General features: G+C 67.6%; 16 protein-coding genes and 1 pseudogene. 9 read left to right on the top strand and 8 right to left on the bottom strand.

Annotated elements, in window-relative coordinates:
* Positions 1-437 precede the first annotated feature (437 nt).
* From U4012_RS03015 to U4012_RS03005, 3 genes are all read left to right on the top strand, one after another.
* Positions 438-2,042: an EAL domain-containing protein gene (locus tag U4012_RS03015; protein ID WP_321796091.1), complete on the top strand. Its 1,605-nt coding sequence runs from the start codon at positions 438-440 to the stop codon at positions 2,040-2,042.
* 251 nt (positions 2,043-2,293) lie between these two features.
* A complete protein-coding gene (locus U4012_RS03010) occupies positions 2,294-4,660 on the top strand; it encodes a DNA polymerase II (RefSeq protein WP_321796089.1) in 2,367 nt (788 codons plus the stop codon).
* Positions 4,661-4,775: 115 nt separating this feature from the next.
* Positions 4,776-5,903: a molecular chaperone DnaJ gene (locus tag U4012_RS03005; RefSeq protein ID WP_321796087.1), complete on the top strand. Its 1,128-nt coding sequence runs from the start codon at positions 4,776-4,778 to the stop codon at positions 5,901-5,903.
* A gap of 45 nt (positions 5,904-5,948) precedes the next feature.
* Here the strand turns inward: U4012_RS03005 and U4012_RS03000 are convergent, their stop codons facing one another.
* From U4012_RS03000 to U4012_RS02975, 6 genes are all read right to left on the bottom strand, one after another.
* On the bottom strand, positions 5,949-6,854 hold the full coding sequence (locus U4012_RS03000; protein WP_044848816.1) for a LysR family transcriptional regulator: 906 nt from the start codon (positions 6,852-6,854) through the stop codon (positions 5,949-5,951).
* Positions 6,855-6,933: 79 nt separating this feature from the next.
* Positions 6,934-8,178 (bottom strand): acyl-CoA dehydrogenase family protein, encoded by a 1,245-nt coding sequence (locus tag U4012_RS02995; protein WP_321796084.1) that lies wholly within the window; start codon positions 8,176-8,178, stop codon positions 6,934-6,936.
* A 38-nt stretch (positions 8,179-8,216) separates the two neighbouring features.
* Positions 8,217-8,975, bottom strand: a complete 759-nt coding sequence (locus U4012_RS02990) for an SDR family NAD(P)-dependent oxidoreductase (RefSeq protein WP_044848814.1) — start codon at positions 8,973-8,975, stop codon at positions 8,217-8,219.
* 7 nt (positions 8,976-8,982) lie between these two features.
* Positions 8,983-9,747: an SDR family oxidoreductase gene (locus U4012_RS02985; protein ID WP_044848813.1), complete on the bottom strand. Its 765-nt coding sequence runs from the start codon at positions 9,745-9,747 to the stop codon at positions 8,983-8,985.
* A gap of 58 nt (positions 9,748-9,805) precedes the next feature.
* The gene (locus U4012_RS02980; protein WP_321796079.1) at positions 9,806-10,837 is read right to left on the bottom strand and encodes a phosphotransferase; all 1,032 of its coding nucleotides are present in this window, start codon (positions 10,835-10,837) and stop codon (positions 9,806-9,808) included.
* A 20-nt stretch (positions 10,838-10,857) separates the two neighbouring features.
* Complete coding sequence (locus U4012_RS02975) at positions 10,858-11,532, bottom strand: histidine phosphatase family protein (RefSeq protein WP_321796077.1); 675 nt, start codon at positions 11,530-11,532, stop codon at positions 10,858-10,860.
* A gap of 210 nt (positions 11,533-11,742) precedes the next feature.
* Between U4012_RS02975 and U4012_RS02970 the strand changes: the two genes are divergently transcribed.
* Positions 11,743-11,898: a DUF3309 family protein gene (locus tag U4012_RS02970; RefSeq protein WP_124520972.1), complete on the top strand. Its 156-nt coding sequence runs from the start codon at positions 11,743-11,745 to the stop codon at positions 11,896-11,898.
* A gap of 110 nt (positions 11,899-12,008) precedes the next feature.
* On the opposite strand, the pseudogene U4012_RS02965 reads toward U4012_RS02970, so the two are convergent.
* Positions 12,009-12,317: pseudogene (locus U4012_RS02965) on the bottom strand (hypothetical protein); the annotation flags it as partial.
* A 305-nt stretch (positions 12,318-12,622) separates the two neighbouring features.
* Here U4012_RS02965 and U4012_RS02960 point away from each other — a divergent pair.
* A complete protein-coding gene (locus U4012_RS02960; RefSeq protein WP_321796075.1) occupies positions 12,623-13,927 on the top strand; it encodes an MFS transporter in 1,305 nt (434 codons plus the stop codon).
* A 146-nt stretch (positions 13,928-14,073) separates the two neighbouring features.
* On the opposite strand, the gene U4012_RS02955 is transcribed toward U4012_RS02960, so the two are convergent.
* Positions 14,074-15,018: a LysR family transcriptional regulator gene (locus tag U4012_RS02955; protein WP_321796073.1), complete on the bottom strand. Its 945-nt coding sequence runs from the start codon at positions 15,016-15,018 to the stop codon at positions 14,074-14,076.
* Positions 15,019-15,173: 155 nt separating this feature from the next.
* Here U4012_RS02955 and U4012_RS02950 point away from each other — a divergent pair, with 155 nt between their 5' ends.
* From U4012_RS02950 to U4012_RS02935, 4 genes are all read left to right on the top strand, one after another.
* Positions 15,174-16,250, top strand: a complete 1,077-nt coding sequence (locus tag U4012_RS02950; RefSeq protein ID WP_321796071.1) for a 4-hydroxythreonine-4-phosphate dehydrogenase PdxA — start codon at positions 15,174-15,176, stop codon at positions 16,248-16,250.
* Between the two features lie 61 nt (positions 16,251-16,311).
* Positions 16,312-17,484, top strand: a complete 1,173-nt coding sequence (locus U4012_RS02945; RefSeq protein WP_124487123.1) for an L-rhamnonate dehydratase — start codon at positions 16,312-16,314, stop codon at positions 17,482-17,484.
* An 8-nt stretch (positions 17,485-17,492) separates the two neighbouring features.
* Positions 17,493-18,410, top strand: coding sequence for a dihydrodipicolinate synthase family protein (locus U4012_RS02940; protein ID WP_321796068.1), 918 nt, complete (start codon positions 17,493-17,495; stop codon positions 18,408-18,410).
* 98 nt (positions 18,411-18,508) lie between these two features.
* Positions 18,509-19,801 (top strand): MFS transporter, encoded by a 1,293-nt coding sequence (locus U4012_RS02935; protein ID WP_044847505.1) that lies wholly within the window; start codon positions 18,509-18,511, stop codon positions 19,799-19,801.
* Positions 19,802-19,851 lie beyond the last annotated feature (50 nt).

Below are 19,851 nucleotides of genomic sequence, written 5' to 3'. Positions count from 1 at the left end.
CAGCCCGCAGCACGCGGGCTGGACCTCGTTCAAGGCGCGCCGATGCCTGGATCGCCGGAGATGACGCGCGATGCAAATATTCCCCCGCAAGCATCAATTGAGAAATTACGCGATTTTTGAATATCAATATTTCGTAATCGAGGGCTGCACGCCTTATACTTGCCGCGCACCATCCTCGTGCCAAGAGAAGGTGTCTTCTGTCCCGGCCGCTCACCGATGCGGCCGGTTTTTTTTCGTGTGCGATACCGATATACATGCGTGGTCGGGGTATGTTGCGGAGAAGCGCCTCGAATCCAGCGCCCCGCCGCGATGCCGCTTCGTGCGTTTCGCGAGCGTAGAATCGCTTTGCGTCCCGATATCGGCGCGAGCCGCGGTGCCCCGGCCGGGCACGGCGAACGCATCGCGTCTAACCATCGACCGGTTCGATCTGCATTCTCATGCGTACAACAACAAGTACGACCCGAGGACCTGCCGCGCCCGCACTGCCCCCGAAGCCCGCATTCCAGCGCAGCGGCGCGTGGCCGCACGTCGTTTTCCCGTTTGCCCTGATCGTCTGCATCCTCGTGTTCGTGGTCGCGCTCGTCGTTGCCGGGCGCCTGGCGCGCGACGCGATCGCGCAGCACGAACGCGTCGTCGCGAACGACATCGTGATATCGGTCGACCGCATTCTCGACGGAATTCGCTCGCGTCACCCGGCCGAGCTGGACGCGCTGGTCGGGCGACCCTGCATGACGATCTTCAGGACGCTCGCCGAAGTAGGCACTCACCTGCGCTATCTTCGGGCCGTCGGGCTGGCGAACGACGGTCGCGTCACATGCTCGTCGGCACTGGGCGCGATCGACGTCCCGCTCGCCGCATACATTCACTCGCCCGAGCCTGGGATGACGGCCATCACGCTGCTTCGGCAAACGCCGTTTCAGCATCGCGTTCCGGTGCTGGCGGCGTTTCGCGCGACCGCGCCCGAATCCGGCGTCCTCTATGTGGTCGAAGGCGACTATCTGGCGGACATGCTCGCGCACGGCACCCGCTTCGGGGCGGAAACGGCCACGCTGTCGATCGAAGGCGCCGGAAGCATCGATCAGCATGGCGCGTTCGTGCCGCCGTTCGGCGCGGCGCCGCCCACCGGCAGCACGATCGCGTCGAGCGCCTGGCCGTTCACGGTCTCCGTCACCTCGTCGGAACCCTACGTTTCGCAGGTGCAGCGGCGCTACGGACTGATCTGCGTGACGATCGCGCTGCTGGTCAACGGCCTCGTCGCGGCCGCGTACCTGCTCGCGATGGCGCCGCGCCGGCTGTTGCTGAAGGCTGTCCGCAATGCGCTGAAGCGCAACGAGTTTCATGTCGTCTATCAGACTATCGTCGATGTCGAAACGCGCAGGACCGTCGGCGTCGAGGCGCTGCTGCGCTGGCAGCATCCGAAATGGGGGCCCATCAGTCCGGCGGTGTTCGTCCCGCAGGTGGAATCGAGCACGATCCTGCCGAAGGTGACCGAATTCGTGCTGCGCACGGCCATCTCGGAACTGTCCGCGCTCGCGCCGTCGATGCCGCTGCATGTCGCGATCAACGTCGCGCCGAAGGATCTCGAACGCGCGCGCTTCGTGTCCGTCGTCGAAGACGCGATCCGCCGGCTTCCGCCGGGCTGCACGCTGGTGCTCGAAGTCACCGAGCGCATCCTGCTCGAGAAGAATCCGCGCACCACCGAGATGTTCGCCACGCTGCGCGCGAAAGGCGCGAAGTTCGCGATCGACGACTTCGGCACGCACCACAGCAACCTCGACATGCTGTCGCGCTTTCCGTTCGACTACGTGAAGATCGATCGACAGTTCATCTCCCGGCTGACGACGGGCAACGCGAAACTGATCGAAGGGATCGCCGCCGTCGCGCACCACTACGGCCTGAAGATCATTGCCGAGGGCGTGGAGACGGAAGAGCAGCATCGCGCGCTGCATGCGGTCGGGATTCAGTATGCGCAGGGCTATCTGTACCAGCGACCGCAGCGACCGGAAGACCTGAAACGGGAATTCGCGCCGATGCCGGCCTAGGGCCTGCGCTGCGGCAACGCTGCCGCAGCTGCCGGCCGACGCGCTCGCGCACTCGACAGACGAATGCGTGCCGCCCGAACGTCATCCGGCCTGCGCGCGACGCCGATTGCTTCACGCGGTCGATGCAACGCGCACCATGTGGCGGATCCGGCGCCGCGTCCTGCCACCCGATGCCAGTGGCGCCGCTTCGGCGGGAACCGCGCGAGAAGCGCTAAAATCCGCCGCCTGGGCATCCACGACGAGCAAGTGTTTTGACTGCGTTCGAGCAGGGTTTCATCCTCACCCGCCACTGGCGGGACACCGCGTCCGGCATCGAGATCGAGTTCTGGCTGGCAACCGAACACGGTCCGCGCCGCGTGCGGCTGCGCCCGCAGGAAGCCGTCGCGTTCGTGCCGGCCGAGCAGCGGGCGCTCGCCGAACGCACGCTGGCCGGCGAGCGCGATGCCGAACTGCGCCCGCTCGCGCTGCGCGACTTCCACCAGCGCGCCGTGGCCGGCCTCTACTGCCGCCGCTACCGCCATTTGTCCGGACTCCAGAAACGCCTCGCCGCGGCCGGCGTCGACGTCTACGAAGCCGACGTGCAGCCGCCCGACCGCTATACGATGGAGCGCTTCATCACGGCGCCCGTGCAGTTTCGCGGCACGGCCGGCCGCGACGGCACGCTGACCGACGGCGAACTGAAGCCCGCGACCGGCTATCGTCCCGCGCTGCGCTGCGTATCGCTCGACATCGAGACGAGCGTCCACGGCGAGCTGTATTCGATCGCGCTCGAAGGCTGCGGGCAGCGGCAGGTCTACATGCTCGGCCCGCCGAACGGCGACGCGCGCGCCGCGGACTTCAAGCTCGACTACTGCGACAGCCGGCCCGACATGCTCGCGCGGCTCAACGACTGGTTCGACGAACACGATCCCGATGCGGTGATCGGCTGGAACCTCGTGCAGTTCGACCTGCGCATCCTGCATGCGCACGCGGAGCAATACGGCGTGCCGCTGAAGCTCGGGCGCGGCGGCAGCGTGCTCGAGTGGCGCGCGCACGGGCAGCAGCCCGACCATTTCTTCGCGGGCGCGGCCGGCCGCCTGATCCTCGACGGCATCGACATGCTGAAATCGGCGACGTGGACGTTCCCGTCGTTCAGCCTCGAATACGTATCGCAGTCGCTGCTCGGCGAAGGCAAGTCGATCGACAATCCGTATCAGCGGATGGACGAGATCCAGCGCCGCTTCGACCACGACAAGCCCGCGCTCGCGCACTACAACCTGAAGGACTGCGAACTCGTCACGCGCATCTTCGACAAGGCCGACCTGCTGTCCTTCGCGCTCGAACGCGCGACCGTCACGGGCCTCGCGGCCGATCGCACCGGCGGCTCGGTCGCCGCGTTCACGCACCTGTACCTGCCGCGCATGCACCGGCTCGGCTACGTCGCGCCGAACCTCGGCGACGTGACCGGCCAGAACAGCCCCGGTGGCTTCGTGATGGATTCGCGACCCGGCCTGTACGACTCGGTGCTCGTGTTCGACTACAAGAGCCTTTATCCGTCGATCATCCGCACGTTCCTGATCGATCCGGCCGGTCTGATCGAAGGGCTCGCGCATCCGGGCGACGACACGTCGGTGCCCGGCTTTCTCGGCGCGCGCTTCTCGCGCACCGCGCATTGCCTGCCCGACATCGTGCGGCGCGTGTCGGAAGGCCGCGACGAAGCGAAACGCCAGCGCAACGCGCCGTTGTCGCAGGCGCTGAAGATCATCATGAATTCGTTCTACGGCGTGCTCGGCTCGACGGGCTGCCGGTTCTTCGATCCGCGCCTCGCGTCGTCGATCACGATGCGCGGCCACGAGATCATGCACCGCACGCGCGAGCTGATCGAGGCGCAGGGTTACGAAGTCATCTACGGCGATACCGATTCGACCTTCGTGTGGCTCGGACGCGAGCACGACGACGACGCGGCCGGCGCGAAGGGCCGCGCGCTCGTCGAGCACGTGAACCGCTGGTGGCAGGCGCACCTGCGCGATCGCTTCGGGCTCGAAAGCGCGCTCGAACTGCAGTACGAGCGGCATTACCGGCGCTTCCTGATGCCGACCGTGCGCGGCGCGGAAGAAGGCAGCAAGAAGCGCTATGCGGGCCTCGCGCGCGCGGCGGACGGCGGCGAGGACCTCGTGTTCAAGGGGCTCGAAACGGTACGCACCGACTGGACGCCGCTCGCGCAGGCATTCCAGCGCGAACTCTACCGGCGGGTGTTCAAGCGCGAGCCGTACCAGGATTTCATTCGCGACTACGTGCGGCGCACGCTCGCCGGCGAATACGACGCGCAACTGATCTATCGCAAGCGCGTGCGCCGGCCGTTGAGCGAATATCAGCGCAACGTGCCGCCGCACGTGCGCGCCGCGCGGATCGCCGACGAATTCAACCAGGCGCGCGGCAGGCCGCTGCAGTATCAGCGCGGCGGCTGGATCAGCTACGTGATGACGACGGCCGGCCCCGAACCGCTCGAAACGATGCGCTCGCCGATCGACTACGCGTTCTACGTGAGCCGCCAGCTGCAGCCGGTCGCCGATGCGATCCTGCCGTTCCTGCGCGACGATTTCGAGCGCGTGATTTCCGGGCAGGGGCAATTGTTCTGAGCGCGATGCGCGGCGAGCACGGCTGCCCGAGCCGACCGTCTCGCCACCGGCCCCGGCGATGCCGGCTAAAATACCGGCCTGCCGCGCCTCCCGCCGCGGCCGGAGGACCTTCATCATGACCGCACGTCGCGGTGCCGCGGTCGCCATCGCGCCCGGTCACGAGACAGCCAGCCTGTCCAAAGCCCAGCAAACCTTCAATACGCTCGTCAAGCACATCGAAAAGCGGCGCGAGCGTCTGGGCGCATGGGAAGCCGTCACGCCGGCCTTCCAGAAGAAATTCGTCGACGGGCTGCTGCCGCTCGAACAGGAAGCGACCGCGCTGCGGATCAGGCTGATCCATCTGCTCGACGACGCGTTCCTGCAGAAGGGCCTGAGCAAGGCCGAGCAGCGCATGCTGTCCGACCTGATCGCCGACATGGCGCGCGACTTGCTGAACGTCAGCGACGACGCGGCGCTGAAGATCATTTACAACCGCCATCGCGCATCCGACGACGCCGCCAGCGCCGTGGCCGATCCCGAGCCGATGAAGCGGGAGCCGCAGCCGATGCCCGCCACGGAGCCGGCCGACGATCTCGACACGCTGTCACCCGACGAACTCGCCGCGCGGATGCAGGCCGAACTCGACGCCCAGTTCGAGCGAGACATGGCCGCTCACGCGGCCCGCGAGGCCCAGCGCGCGAAGCGCAAGAAAGCGCCGAAGCAGTCGGCCGAGCAGGCGAAGCGCGAGGCCGAGCAGGCCGAATCGAGCAAGTCGATCCGAGAGATCTTTCGCAAGCTGGCCAGCGCGCTGCATCCCGATCGCGAAACCGATCCGCAGGAACAGCAGCGCAAGACCGTGCTGATGCAGCGGGTCAACCACGCGTATGCGAAAGGCAATCTGCTGCAACTGCTGGAACTGCAGCTGGAGATCGAACAGATCGACCGACGCGCGATCGACGGCCTGAGCGAAGCACGGCTCACGCGCTACAACGGCATCCTGGAGGAACAGCTGCGCGAGCTCGATCAGGAGATCCGGCACGTCGAGAACGATTTCCGGCGTACTTACGGCATCGCGTCGTCCGTCAAGATCGCGCCCGATACCGTGATCCGCATGCTCGCGCGCGACATCGCCGGCATGCAGCGCGGCAACCAGGACCTGAGCGTCGCGCTGCGCGAGTTCGAGGATCCGGACTACGTCAGGGACTGGTTGAAAGACATGAAACGCCGGCCGGTATCGTCGCGCTTCGACGACGATTCGTATTGAACGAAGCCGGCGCGGGCCGACGCGCGGCGCGCACGCGTCGTCACATCACGGCGACTCGCCGATCCCGCCCATCAGCGTCATCAGCTGCTCGCGCAGCCACTGGCTGCCCTGATCCTGATCGGCGCTGCGATGCCAGTAGCAGAAATATTCGAGCCCCGGCATCTCGAACGGCAATTCGAGAATCCGCGCCGGATAGCGCTGCAGCAGCCTCAGCGGCGCCGTCAGCGCGAGGTCGCCGCGCATCGCGATCAGCGGCGCGACCATGTAGTGCTGCACGCGCATCTGGATGTTGCGGCGCAGCCCGAGCCGCGTCAGTTCGGCATCGACGTGCCCGCTGCCCTTGCGGCGGCTCGACACGTGGATGTGCCCCATCGACAGGTAGTCGTCCAGGGTCAGCGTGTCGCCCTTGAACGGGTGGTCGTCGCGGATCATGCACGCGTAGCGGTCGCGCACGAGCAGCGCCTGGTGCAGGTGCGGGTCGCCGATCAGCGGCGCGTCGATCGCGATGTCGACCGAACCGTTCGCGAGCGCGGTCGCCACTTCGCGGCGGTCCATCGTGTAGCTGCGCACGTGCATGCCGGGCGCATGCGTCTGCAGCAGTTCGCCGAGGGCCGGCAGCAGCAGCGCTTCGGTCAGGTCGCTCATGCTCAACCGGAACACGCGCTCGGACGAAGCGGGGTCGAACACGTCGCCTTCGTGCGCGCTCGAATCGAGCAGCTGCAGCGCCTCGCGCACGCGGCCGACGATGTTCTCGGCCAGCGGCGTCGGCATCATCCCGGCCGGCGTGCTGACGAACAGCGGATCGTTCAGCGTCTTGCGCAGCCGCGCCAGCGCGTTGCTGACGGCCGGCTGCGTGAGGTTCAGCACCTCGGCCGCGCGCGTCAGGTTGCGCTTGTTGTAGATCGCCTCGAATACGACGAACAGGTTCAGATCAATCTTCGAAAGGCGCATCGCCGGATCTCCTTGCCGGCATCTTAATACGGCGTGCGTCTCCCGTTCGCCCACGTCGCTGGCTCGCGCGGTGCGCCGCTCAGCCGCGCGGCGGCCGCGTCAGGTACGGTTCGGTCGAGCCGCGCACGGCGTCCTTGATCTCCATGCGCGCGATCGCCTGCAGGTGCACCTCGTCCGGACCGTCGGCGAAGCGCAGCGCGCGGCCCCAGGTCCACAGGTCGGCGAGCGGCGTGTCGGGGCTCAGGCCCGCCGCGCCGAACACCTGCATCGCGCGGTCGCACACGTTCGTGTACACGGTCGGCACGAGCGCCTTGATCATCGAGATTTCCTTGCGCGCCGCCTTCGCGCCGACCTTGTCGATCATCCACGCGGCCTTCAGCACCAGGAGGCGCGCCTGGTCGATCTCGATGCGCGAACGCGCGATCCATTCGCCGATCGTGCCGTGCCGGTTCAGCGGCTTGCCGAACGCCTCGCGCGACTGCGCGCGGTCGATCATCAGTTCCAGCGCGAGCTCGGCCGCGCCGATCGAACGCATGCAGTGGTGGATGCGGCCCGGCCCGAGGCGCGCCTGCGCGAGCGCAAAGCCGCTGCCTTCCTCGCCGAGCAGGTTGCGCGCCGGCACGCGCACGTCGTCGAACGTGATCTCGCAGTGCCCTTCGGGCGCGTAGTGATTGACCACCGTGATGTTGCGCACGATCGTCACGCCCGGCGTGTCGCGCGGCACGAGGATCATGCTCTGCTGCTGGTGCGACTCCGCTTCGGGATCGGTCTTGCCCATCACGATGAAGATCTTGCAGTTCGGGTGCGCGGCGTTCGTGATGAACCACTTGCGGCCGTTGATCACGTACTCGTCGCCCACGCGCTCGATGCGTGTCGTGATGTTGGTCGCGTCCGACGATGCGACGTCGGGCTCCGTCATCGCGAACGCCGAACGGATCTCGCCGCGCAAGAGCGGCAGCAGCCACTGTTCGCGCTGCTCGGGCGACGCGAACATGTGCAGCAATTCCATGTTGCCGGTGTCCGGCGCGTTGCAGTTGAACACCTCCGACGCCCAGCTCACGCGCCCCATGATCTCGGCGAGCGGCGCGTATTCGAGGTTCGTCAGGGCCGTGCCCGGCTCGTCGGCCTTCAGGTGCGGCAGGAACAGGTTCCACAGGCCTTCGGCCTTCGCGCGCTCCTTCAGCGCCTCCATGAACGACACGGGATACTGCCCCGCATGCACTTCTTCGTTCCACTGACGAATGCGCGGCACGATGTGCGCGTCCATGAACGCGCGCACGCGTTCGCGCAATTCTTCCACTTTCGGGGTGTAGCCAAAGTCCATGATCGACTCCTCGAGATTCCGGTTTCCGTTCGTTCGGTTCAGAAGGCCGAGACACCGCCGTCGACGGCGACGGCCTGCCCGGTCAGATAGGTGTTTTCCTTCGCGCACAGCGTGAGCATCGTCGCGACGATTTCCTCGGGGCGGCCGAGCCGCTTCATCGGCGAGCCCTGCGCGAGAAAGTCCTGGCGCGCGCCGAGGTCGCTGTCGGTGACCATCGGCGTCGCGCTGTAGAACGGGCACACCGCGTTCACGCGAATGCCGTGGCGCGCGTATTCAAGCGCGGCCGTCTTGGTGAGCCCGACCACCGCGTGTTTCGACGCCGCATAGGCGGCCAGCTTCGGCGCGCCGCCGAGCCCCGCCATCGACGCGACGTTCAGGATCACGCCTTCGCGTTGCGCGAGCATCTGGCGAATCTGGTGCTTCATCGCGAAGAACACGCCCTTCGCGTTCACCGCGAAGCTCAGGTCGAGATCGGCTTCGTCGGTATCGATCAGCGCCTTCATCGGCGGGGCGATGCCGGCATTGTTGATGCCGACGTCGAGCCGTTCGAAGCCCGCGACCGCCGCCTGGACCAGCAACGCGACGTCGGCTTCGACGCGCACGTCGCAGCGCTGCGCGATCACGTCGGCGCCGGCTGCGCGCAGCCCCGCGGCCACGCGTTCGAGCGCCGCTTCGTTCAGGTCGCCGAGCGCGAGCCGCGCGCCCATCGCGGCCAGCTCGCTCGCGAGCAGCGCACCGAAGCCGCTCGCGGCGCCGGTGATCATCACGGCCTGCCCGGCATAGCTGTCGATTTTCATCGCGCGCTCAGATCGTCAGGCCGCCGTCGACGACGATGCATTCGCCGTTCGTGTAGCTCGCCGCATCCGACACGAGATACAGCACGGTGCCGGCCATCTCGCGCGGCTCCGCGTGGCGGCGCAGCGGGATCTTCGTCATCCAGGTTTCGTAGATGTCCTTGTCGGCGAACAGCGCGCCCGCGAACTTCGTCTTGGTGAGGCCCGGCAGCAGCGCGTTCACGCGGATGCCGAACGGCCCGCACTCCTTCGCGAATGCCTTCGTCATGTTGACGACCGCAGCCTTCGTGATCGAGTAGATGCCTTGCCGGTCGCCCGGCTGCAGCGCATTCACCGACGCGGTGTTGACGATCGCGCCGCCGCCCTGCGCCTTCATCAGCTTGCCGGCCTCGACCGACATGAAGAAGTAGCCGCGGATGTTCACGTCGACGGTCTTTTCGTACGCGGCGAGATCGGTGTCGAGGATGTGCCCGAAATACGGATTCGCAGCCGCGTTGTTCACGAGGATGTCGAGCCGACCATGCTTGCCGCGGATCGTCTCGAACGTCGCGGCGATGTCCTCCAGCCGCCCGACGTGGCACGCCAGCGCTTCGGCGCGGCCGCCCGCCGCGACGATTTCGTCCGCCACCGCCTGGCAGTCGTCGAGCTTGCGGCTCGACACGATCACGTGCGCGCCCTGCTGCGCGAGCAGCTTCGCGATTTCCTCGCCGATGCCGCGGCTCGCGCCCGTCACCAGCGCGATCTTGCCCGTCAGGTCGAACAGATTCGTTGCCATGTTGCTGTGCTCCTCCATTGATGTGTTGTCGTGCCGCCGCGCGGCGCTTCCGTCGCGGTCAGCGCGGCGCGCCGATCACGTCGACGGCCATCTCGGCCAGCCGGCCGGCCATCGCGCCGACGCGCAGCGCCTGCTCGCTCGACGCGTTGCCCTGCAGCGCGCGCGCCTTCACGCCCTGCGCGATCGCCGCGAGCCGGAAGAAACTGAACGCGAGATAGAAATGCCAGTCGCGGATCGGCTCGATGCCGCGCAGCTCGCAATAGCGCGCGACGATCGCCGCTTCGTCAGGAATGCCGAGTTCCGCACGATCCTGGCCCGCGAGCCCGCGCACCTGGCCGCCCGACGGCAGCCGCAGGCACATGCAGAAATACGCGAGATCGGCGAGCGGGTTGCCGAGCGTCGACAGTTCCCAGTCGAGCACGGCCTGCACGCGATAGCCGTCGCGCGCGAACATCAGGTTGTCGATCCGGAAATCGCCGTGCACCAGCGCGGGCCGGCCGGTGTCCGCCGGGCACGCCTTCGGCAGCCAGTCGATCAGCGTCTCCATCGCGTCGAGGCGCTCGGTTTCCGCCGCGCGATACTGCTTCGTCCAGACGCCGATCTGGCGCTCGAAGTAGTTGCCGGGGCGGCCGTAGTCGGCAAGGCCCACCGCGTCGACGTCCACGTCGTGCAGCGCGGCCATCGTGCGCAGCAGCGCGTCGTAGCAGGTCGCGCGCTCGGCCTTCGGCAGCTCCGGCAGCGCCGGATCCCAGAAGATCCGGCCGTCCTCGAAGCTCATCACGTAGAACAGGCTGCCGATCACGTCGCGGTCTTCGCAGAGGTGATACGGATGCGCGACCGGCACCGCGGTGCCCGACAGCGCACTCAGCACGCGGAATTCGCGGTCGACCGCATGCGCGGATTTCAGCAGCTCGCCGGGCGGCTGGCGGCGCAGCACGTAGCGGCCGCTCTTCGCGTGCAGCAGGAAGGTCGGGTTCGACTGGCCGCCGGCAAACTTCTCCATGTCGAGCGGGCCTTCGAAACCCGGCACGTGCGCTTCCAGATAGCGCGTGAGGCGGGCTACGTCGAGGGGCTGGGAAGGATTCGTCATCGTCGCGATCGTTCGTGGGGTCAGCCGTAGGTGCGCCACGTGTGCCGTTCGGGATCCTCGAGATGCGGGATGCCGTTGAACGACGCAAGGTGGAACGCTTCGGCGTTGAAGAAAAACTGCGAAAGACTGCTGTTGCGGATCTGCAGGTTCAGCGCGATCGCGCTCGACGGCGGTGCGGCGAGCACCTGCTGCACGGTCACCGCGATCGGGCCGCCGGAGCTCACCGCGAGCACGCGCTGGCTGCCGCCGCCGCGGATCGCAGCGCGCGCGTCGGCGACGCGCTGCTGGAACTGCGCCCAGGTTTCGGGGGCGGTGTCGCCGAGCCTGTCGTCGGCCCACAGGTGCAGCACCTGCCGCAGCGCGCGAAAGTGCTCCTTCATCGAGCCGGCTGCGAGCCGCGCGATCTCCGGATAGTCGTTCGCCGCCGCCGCGAACAGCCCGTGGAAGTCGTATTCGTTCAGGCCGGGATGGCGGTCGACCGCCACGCCGTCGCGGCCCATTCCGCGCAGGATCGCGGCGACCGTCTGCGCATGCCGGTTCATCGTGCCGCAGATCACGCGATCGAACGTCAGGCCCTGCCGCGCGAAGTATTCGCCGAGCCAGACGCCCTGCTGCTCGCCCGCGGCGGACAGCCGGTCGTAGTCGTCCGTGCCGAACGACGCCTGCCCGTGCCGTACCAGAAAGAGTTCAGCCATTGCCTGTTCCGCCTGAATGAAACCGAAGGATCAGCATAGCGACCGGGTCCGCATTTTTGAAATTTATTTTCTGAATCGGACGCTATTCACCCCATGAATTCCCGGTATCCAAACAGTGCGCTTTCGCCGGCTTGCGCCGATGGCCCTGACCGCGGCACGGGAATTGCGCAAGCAGGCACCGTCATGTCGAACAAATTCAGGAGGGGTGCGATGCTCGGTACAATCCTTATCATCGTTCTGATTCTGCTGCTGATCGGGGCATTTCCAGCGTGGCCGCACAGCCGAAGCTGGGGCTACTGGCCATCGGGCTCTCTCGGGCTGATCGTCGTCGTCGTCGTGATACTCGTGCTGCTGGGCCACATCTGAGTGTGACGACGCGTGCCGGTTCAACAGGCACGCGTCGTTCGGTCCGCGCGCCGTGGCTTCTTTACAAACACCCGCGATGAACGCCAAGCCGGCAATGGCGAGCCGATAGATCGCTGGGCCGCCTGCTTGGTACGCGCCTTCACGAGCGCGCGCGCCGGCGCGGACGGAACCAGCCATTCGCGCTTCGCGCCGTAATACCCGGCGATTCCGAGGAACAGCGTCATCACACCAATCACGATGAGCGCGCTGAACGGCGCGTCGAGCATCACGCACACGAACTCGAGCACGAACGCGGCAAGCAGCGGCATCAGCAGCAGCCGGAACGAATAGCCGTCGCGGCCGTGCCCCTGGATCCACCATTTCACCGGCTGGAGTTGCCAGAAGCGGTTGTCCCGGTGGCGTGAAAGTCGTTGTTCCATGTCCGTCCATTCCCGACTGTGCGATTGCGCGGCGTCACTGCATCATGACGGCACCGGCGTCGAAACACGTTCGACCCATGCCGTGCGTCGTGTCCGTGCGCGGCCATCGCGCATCGTGCCGCAACCGTTCGTGGAAAACCCGCACGGCGCCCGAGCCGGCACCCGCACGCGGCGAAACCGAACACCGCAGGTTATCAATTGATCGAAAAGATTCAGTAGACGATGCCTCCTCCGGCGCGCGATGCTGGCCCGGCCAGTGAACGCGGCGTCATTGCAACGACGCGCACGAGAATGGAGTGAGACACATGCCGACCGATCACCGTCAACGACGCCATACGCTGTGGCTGCTGTGCGCGCTTTCGTTCATCCTCTACGTCGACCGCGTGAACCTCGCGACCGCGGCCGGCGCGATCAAGGCCGAACTCGGGCTGTCGAACACCGAACTCGGCATCGCGTTCTCCGCGTTCGCGTATTCGTACGCGATCTGCCAGATCTTCGGCGGCTGGATCGCCGACCGCTTCGGCGCCCGCATCACGCTGATCGGCTGCGGGCTGATCTGGGTCGCGTCGACCTTCATGACCGGGCTCGTGCACAGCCTCGCGCTGCTGTTCGCCGCGCGCCTGCTGCTCGGGATCGGCGAAGGCGCGACGCTGCCCGCGCAGGCCCGCGCGATCACGCACTGGTTCACGCGCGAACGGCGCGGCGTCGTGCAGGGCTTCACGCATTCGTTCTCGCGGCTCGGCAACGCGGTCACGCCGCCGATCGTCGCCGCGCTGATGACGTGGCTGTCGTGGCGCGCGGCGTTCTTCGTGATCGGCGCGGTGACGCTGGTGTGGCTCGTGTGGTGGATCGTCGGCTTTCGCGAGTATCCGGTCGGCGACGGCGGCGACCACGACGCGCACCGCGCACGCGCCACCGCCGCCGCCACCATCGCCGCCCGGCCGGCACCGGCGCCGGGTCCGACGCCGTGGGGCCCGCTGTTCCGCCGGATGGCGCCGACGATCTTCGTGTACTTCTGCTACGGCTGGACCGCCTGGCTGTTCTTCACGTGGCTGCCGACGTTCTTCCTGAACGGCAAGGGCCTCGACCTGAAGTCCACCGCGCTGTTCGCGTCCGGCGTGTTCTTCGCGGGCGTCGTCGGCGACACGCTCGGCGGCTGGCTGTGCGACCGCATCTACCGCAAGACCGGCAACCTCGCGCTGTCGCGCCAGAGCGTGATCGTCGCGAGCTTCACCGGCGCGCTCGCCTGCATGCTGCCGCTCGCGTTCGTGCATTCGACGGCCGGCATCGCGCTATGCCTGTCCGGGTCGTTCCTGTGCCTCGAACTGACGATCGGGCCGATCTGGGCCGTGCCGAGCGACATCGCGCCGACGCACGCGGGCATCGCGAGCGGGATGATGAATGCGGGTTCCGCGATCGCGGGGATCCTGTCGCCGATCCTGTTCGGCTATCTCGTCGACCACACCGGAAGCTGGACGGTGCCGTTCGTCGGGTCGGTCGCGATGTTGCTGATCGGCATCGTCGCCGCGCTGCGGATCCGGCCGGATCGCGCGTTGTCGGCATCGACGCCGTCGCTCGCCGAAGCGCCGGCCGCGCCGTCGGCACGCTGAAGCGGGGTGGCGGCGGTTCGCCGCGCGGTATCTGGCTTGGTCCGGCTCGGCGTGGATTGTCCCGACCTGCCCTGATCGCCGTCATCACGCACCGCGAGCGAAGCTCGCCGGTGCGTGACGCCGCAACGTAGCCGCCCCGCCTTCCATCAATCGCCCGCGCCCTGGCCGCCTTCCCGATGGAACAGCGCCAGAAACTGCTGCGCCGGAATGCTCAGCGGCCGATCACGCCGCACGAGGCTGCCATACGACGGCAGCTTCTGGTCGAGTTCGTAATCGAGGATCGCAACCAGCCCGTGCTCCGCGTTGCGCTGCGCGACGGTCAACGGAATCACGCCGAGCATCCGCGAACGGTCGACGAGGTTCATCGTCGTCAGGATCGACCCCGTTTCGACGAGCCCGCGCGGCATCGGCTGGTGACGCGCGCGGAACTCGCGTTCGACCACCTCGCGCGCCGGGCTGCCGGCCGGCTGCAGGATCCACGTGTAGTCGAGCAGCGCGTCGAATTCGACCGGCCCCGCGCCCGCGAGCGGATGGTCGCGGCCCGCGATGATCGCGAGCGCCTCGTCGTCCACCACGCGGAAGTCGCAATCGGTGCCGACGTTGCGGCCGATCACCACCTCGAGCACGCCTTCGCGCAACTGCGGCATCAGCCGGTCGCTGGTATCGACCGCGATGTCGATCGCCAGCAGCGGATAGCGCGCCTTCAGCTGCACCAGCGCCTCGGTGAGCCGCCCCGGCGACGCCGCCATGATGCTGCCGATCGCGAGCCGCCCCGCGCTGCCGAGCTGCAGCTCGCCGAGCTCGCGATTGAGCGCCTCCATGCTGCCGCGAATCCCGCGGAAATAGCCGAGCACGCGCTCGCCGGCCGGGTTCAGCACGAGCCCGCGCCCGACACGATCGAAGAGGCGCTGGCCGAGCGCGCTTTCCAGTTCGGCCAGCATCTTCGTCGCGGCCGGCTGCGTGAGGCCGAGCTGCCCGGCGGCCGCGCGCAGCGTCGAGCATTCATCCACCGCGAGCAGCAGCGCGATCTGCCGCATCCGCAGCCGGTTCAGTAATTGGGGAGTCGAGTCTCGTCGATCGATCGAGCCCATTTCGATTACTCCAGGTTATCGATTCATCAAGAGTTTTCAATTTACCGACTCATTCCGTCTACCTAGCATGAACCCCATACACCAACGGCCACACGCCGCCACCGGAGACACCGCATGAACATGCAACCGCCCGCCGCCCGCCACGGAGACGCCGCATGACGACCGCCGCCGCCGTGCCCGCCGCTGCATTGCCCGCCGCTTCACTGCCCGTCGTCGCGCTGACCCTCGGCGACCCCGCCGGCATCGGCGCCGAACTGATCGCGAAACTGCTCGCGCGGCCCGACGCGACGTCCCGCGCGAACCTCGTGCTGATCGGCGACCGCTGGCTGTGGGAAGCCGGCCAGCGCGTCGCCGGCGTGACGGTCGACGTCGAACCCGTCGCGTCGCTCGCCGCCGTGCGCGGCCGGCCGTCCACCGCGCGCGCCGCGTTCGTCGCGCTCGACACGATCGATCGCGCGCAGGTCACCGTCGGCCAGCCCGGCGCGGCCGGCGGCCGCTCGACGCTGACCGTGCTCGACCGGTGCCTCGACGCCGCGCTCGCCGGCGACATCGACGCGATCTGCTTCGCGCCGCTGAACAAGTACGCGATGAAGCTCGGCGGGCTCCGGCACGACGACGAACTGCACCACTTCGCCGCCGCGCTCGGCGTGACCGGCTACTTCTGCGAATTCAACACGCTCGGCGAGCTGTGGACCGCGCGCATCTCGTCGCATATTCCGCTGAAGGATGCGGCGGCCCAGCTGAGCGTCGCGCGAATCGAACAGGCATCCGAACTGATCTACCGGTCGCTGCTCGCGAACGGCGTCGCGGCGCCGAAGGTCGCGATCGCCGCGTTCAACCCGCACGGCGGCGACGGCGGCAGCTGCGGCCGCGAGGAAGTCGACATCATCGAGCCGGCCGTGCGCAAGCTGCAGTCGCGCGACTGGCCGACCGACGCGCCGTTCCACGGCCCGTTCCCTGCCGACACGATCTTCCTGAAGGCGCAGGCCGGCGACTACCAGGCGATCGTCACGATGTACCACGACCAGGGGCAGATCGCGATCAAGCTGCTCGGCTTCTCGCGCGGCGTGACCGTGCAGGGCGGGCTGCCCGTGCCGATCACGACGCCCGCGCACGGCACCGCGTACGACATCGCGGGCCGCGGCACGGCCGACGTCGGCGCGACCTGGCAGGCGCTGCAGATCGCCTGCCGCATGGGCGCCGCGCGCCGCACCCCCACCGTTTCGGCGTGACGCTCGCGCGCCCGGCACACACGACACACACACGACAACATCGATTCCAGGAGACACCAACATGAAGATCCGCTCCGTGCGCGCCCGCGTATTCCAGTGGAAAGGCAAGACCGTCCCGCCGCAGGGCAACTTCTGCTCGAACGCGATGGACCTGCTGTACGCGCCGCAGGAAACCATGAGCACGTTCCGCTTCCATGCGTGGACGGTCGTCGAAGTCGAGACCGACGACGGCATCGTCGGCCTCGGCAACGTCGCGCTCGCGCCGCACGTCGCGAAGGCGATCATCGACCAGTACCTCGCGCCGCTCGTGATCGGCCAGGACCCGTGGGACTACGAGTACCTGAACCAGCGGATGTACCGCGCGACCCACGCATGGGGCCGCAAGGGCATCGGCATGGCGGCGATCTCGGCGGTCGACATCGCGATCTGGGACATCCTCGGCAAGAGCGTCGGCAAGCCGGTGTTCAAGCTGCTCGGCGGCCGCACCAAGGAGAAGATCCCCTGCTACTACTCGAAGCTCTACCGCACCGACCTGAAGGCGATGCAGGAGGAAGCGCAGCAATACCTGAAGGAAGGCTTCCGCGCGTTCAAGATGCGCTTCGGCTACGGGCCCGCGCACGGCCAGCAGGGCGTGGTGGAGAACCTGAAGTCGGTAGCGGCGATCCGCGAGGTGATCGGCTACGACAACGACCTGATGCTCGAGTGCTACATGGGCTGGAACCTCGAGTATGCGAAGCGCATCCTGCCGAAGCTCGAGAAGTACCAGCCGCGCTGGCTCGAGGAACCGGTGATCGCCGATGACATCGACGGCTACGCGGAGCTGAACCGGCTGACGAGCATTCCGATCTCGGGCGGCGAGCACGAGTTCTCGCTGTACGGCTTCAAGCAGCTGCTCGACCGCAAGGCCGTGTCGGTCGTGCAGTACGACACGAACCGCGTCGGCGGGATCACGATGGCGCACAAGATCAACGCGCTGTGCGAGGCGTACAGCGTGCCGGTGATTCCGCATGCGGGCCAGATGCACAACTATCACCTGACGATGAGCACGCTCGCATCGCCGATGAGCGAGTACTTCCCGATGTTCGACGTGGAAGTCGGCAACGAGCTGTTCTATTACATCTTCGACGGCGAGCCGGTGGCCGAGAACGGCTTCCTGCAGCTGCGCGACGACGTCCCGGGCCTCGGTCTCACGCTGAAGACCGAGTTCCTCGACCAGTTCGACATCGTCGAGTGAGGGCGCCCATGAACGCACGCTACCAGGGCGTCTTTCCGGTTGCGCCGACGATCTTCGACGCGCACGGCGCGCTCGACCTCGACGGCCAGCGCCGCTGCCTCGACTTCATGATCGATGCCGGCTCGCAAGGCATCTGCATTCACGCGAACTACTCGGAGCAGTTCGCGCTCGGCGACGACGAACGCGACCTCATCACGCGCACGACGCTCGAGCACGTCGCCGGCCGCGTGCCGGTGATCGTCACGACGTCGCACTTCAGCGCGCGGATCTGCGCGGAACGCAACCGCCGCGCACAGGCACTCGGTGCCGCGATGGTGATGGTGATGCCGCCGTACCACGGCGCGACGTTCCGCGTGCCCGACGCCTCGATCCGCGCGTTCTTCCGCGAAGTCGCCGACGGCCTCGACATTCCGCTGATGATCCAGGACGCGCCCGCGAGCGGCGTCGCGCTGCCGGCGTCGCTGCTCGCGACGCTCGCGCGCGAGATCGACGCCGTGTCGTACTTCAAGATCGAGACGCCCGGCGCCGCGTCGAAGCTGCGCGAGCTGATCGCGCTCGGCGGCGACGCGATCGAAGGGCCGTGGGACGGCGAGGAAGGCATCACGCTGCTCGCCGACCTCGATGCCGGTGCGACCGGCGCGATGACGGGCGGCGGTTATCCGGACGGCATCCGCCGCATCACCGACGCGTATTTCGCCGGACACCGCGACGAAGCGTGCGAGCAATACGCGCGCTGGCTGCCGCTGATCAACTACGAGAACCGCCAGTCGGGCTTCCTGACCGCGAAGGCGCTGCTGAAGGAAGGCGGCGTGATCGCGTGCGACCGGCCGCGCGCGCCCTGGCCCGAACTGCATCCGCAGGTGCGTGCTGGCCTGCTCGACGCGGCACGGCGGCTCGATCCGCTCGTGCTGCGCTGGGGGCGCTAGCCATCGTTTCGTACCCGCAACGCGCGTTGCGTTGCGCATCGGCGTGACGGCGGCCCGACAGAAGGCCGCCGCCGCTCATCACATGGATCGGAGACACCATGACTCTGCTGAACCCCGCCACCCCGGCCTATGAAGCCGGCGATGCCATTCCGCGCCGCCGCTGGCTGCGCGTGATTCCGCCGCTGCTGCTCGCCTGCATCGTTTCGTACATGGACCGCGTGAACATCGCGTTCGCGATGCCGGGCGGGATGAACGCCGAACTCGGCATGAACGCGACGATGGCCGGCCTCGCCGGCGGCATCTTCTTCTTCGGCTACCTGTTCCTGCAGATTCCGGGCGGCCGGCGCGCGGCGCTCGGCAGCGGCAAGAAGTTCATCGCGTGGTCGCTCGTGAGCTGGGCCGTGCTGTCGGTGCTGACCGGGCTCGTCACCCATACGTGGCAACTTTTGGCGCTGCGCTTCCTGCTCGGCGTGGCGGAAGGCGGGATGCTGCCGGTCGTGCTGACGATGGTCAGCCACTGGTTTCCCGACCGCGAACGCGGCCGCGCGAACGCGATGGTCATCATGTTCGTGCCGCTCGCCGGCATGATCACCGCGCCGCTGTCCGGCTTCATCCTCGCTGCTTACGACTGGCGTCACCTGTTCTACAGCGCCGGCGCGCTGTCGCTGCTGTGCCTGTTCGCGTGGCTGATGTTCGCCGACGACAGCCCGGAAACCGCGCGCTGGGTGTCGCCGCGCGAGAAGGCGTACATCCTCGACGCGCTGCGCGACGAACAGGCGCGCAAGCAGGCCGCCGGCACGCCGGCCGCCGCGTCGTTCGGCGCGATACTGCGCAACCCGACGATCTGGCTGCTGATCGCGATCAACTTCTGCTATCAGGTCGGCATCTACGGCTATACGATGTGGTTGCCGACGCTGCTGAAAAACCTCACGCACGGCGGGATGGGCAAGGTCGGCCTGCTCGCGATGCTGCCGTATGTCGCGATGGTGATCGGGATGTTCGCCACGTCGTATTTGTCGGACCGGACCGGCAAGCGCCGCCTGTTCGTGCTGCTGCCGCTCGTCGGCTTTGCCGCGTGCCTCGCGCTGTCGGTGCTCACGCATGCGTCGATGATCGTGTCGTTCGCGTTCCTGATCGGCTGCGGCTTCTTCCTGCAGGCGGCGGCCGGCGTGTTCTGGGCGATTCCGCCGAAGCTGTGCAGCGTCGAGACGGCCGGCAGCGCGCGCGGCCTGATCAACGCGCTCGGCAACCTCGGCGGCTTCTGCGGACCGTATGCGGTCGGCGTGCTGACCCAGCACGTGAGCGCGGCTGCCGGCGTGTACAGCCTCGCCGTCACGCTCGCGGTGGCCGGCCTGCTCGCGCTGACGCTGCCCAGGCGCTGCGAAGACTGACCGGACACGCACCGACACCGACGCGCGCACGCGCGAACGAATCAACGGAG

This window comes from Burkholderia sp. BCC1988 (genome assembly GCF_905339895.1).
Taxonomy (GTDB): Bacteria; Pseudomonadota; Gammaproteobacteria; order Burkholderiales; family Burkholderiaceae; genus Burkholderia.
This window is presented reverse-complemented; position numbering and strand designations above follow the sequence as displayed.

What these genes read in the sequence shown, in the direction of transcription:
- U4012_RS03005 (WP_321796087.1), top strand. Translation starts at nt 4,776, where the DNA reads ATGACCGCACGTCGCGGTGCCGCGGTCGCCATCGCGCCCGGTCACGAG.
- U4012_RS02995 (WP_321796084.1), bottom strand. Translation starts at nt 8,178, where the DNA reads ATGGACTTTGGCTACACCCCGAAAGTGGAAGAATTGCGCGAACGCGTG.
- U4012_RS02980 (WP_321796079.1), bottom strand. Translation starts at nt 10,837, where the DNA reads ATGACGAATCCTTCCCAGCCCCTCGACGTAGCCCGCCTCACGCGCTAT.
- U4012_RS02940 (WP_321796068.1), top strand. Translation starts at nt 17,493, where the DNA reads ATGAACGCACGCTACCAGGGCGTCTTTCCGGTTGCGCCGACGATCTTC.
- U4012_RS02990 (WP_044848814.1), bottom strand. Translation starts at nt 8,975, where the DNA reads ATGAAAATCGACAGCTATGCCGGGCAGGCCGTGATGATCACCGGCGCC.
- U4012_RS02950 (WP_321796071.1), top strand. Translation starts at nt 15,174, where the DNA reads ATGACGACCGCCGCCGCCGTGCCCGCCGCTGCATTGCCCGCCGCTTCA.
- U4012_RS02935 (WP_044847505.1), top strand. Translation starts at nt 18,509, where the DNA reads ATGACTCTGCTGAACCCCGCCACCCCGGCCTATGAAGCCGGCGATGCC.
- U4012_RS03000 (WP_044848816.1), bottom strand. Translation starts at nt 6,854, where the DNA reads ATGCGCCTTTCGAAGATTGATCTGAACCTGTTCGTCGTATTCGAGGCG.
- U4012_RS02975 (WP_321796077.1), bottom strand. Translation starts at nt 11,532, where the DNA reads ATGGCTGAACTCTTTCTGGTACGGCACGGGCAGGCGTCGTTCGGCACG.
- U4012_RS03015 (WP_321796091.1), top strand. Translation starts at nt 438, where the DNA reads ATGCGTACAACAACAAGTACGACCCGAGGACCTGCCGCGCCCGCACTG.
- U4012_RS02960 (WP_321796075.1), top strand. Translation starts at nt 12,623, where the DNA reads ATGCCGACCGATCACCGTCAACGACGCCATACGCTGTGGCTGCTGTGC.
- U4012_RS02945 (WP_124487123.1), top strand. Translation starts at nt 16,312, where the DNA reads ATGAAGATCCGCTCCGTGCGCGCCCGCGTATTCCAGTGGAAAGGCAAG.
- U4012_RS02955 (WP_321796073.1), bottom strand. Translation starts at nt 15,018, where the DNA reads ATGGGCTCGATCGATCGACGAGACTCGACTCCCCAATTACTGAACCGG.
- U4012_RS02970 (WP_124520972.1), top strand. Translation starts at nt 11,743, where the DNA reads ATGCTCGGTACAATCCTTATCATCGTTCTGATTCTGCTGCTGATCGGG.
- U4012_RS02985 (WP_044848813.1), bottom strand. Translation starts at nt 9,747, where the DNA reads ATGGCAACGAATCTGTTCGACCTGACGGGCAAGATCGCGCTGGTGACG.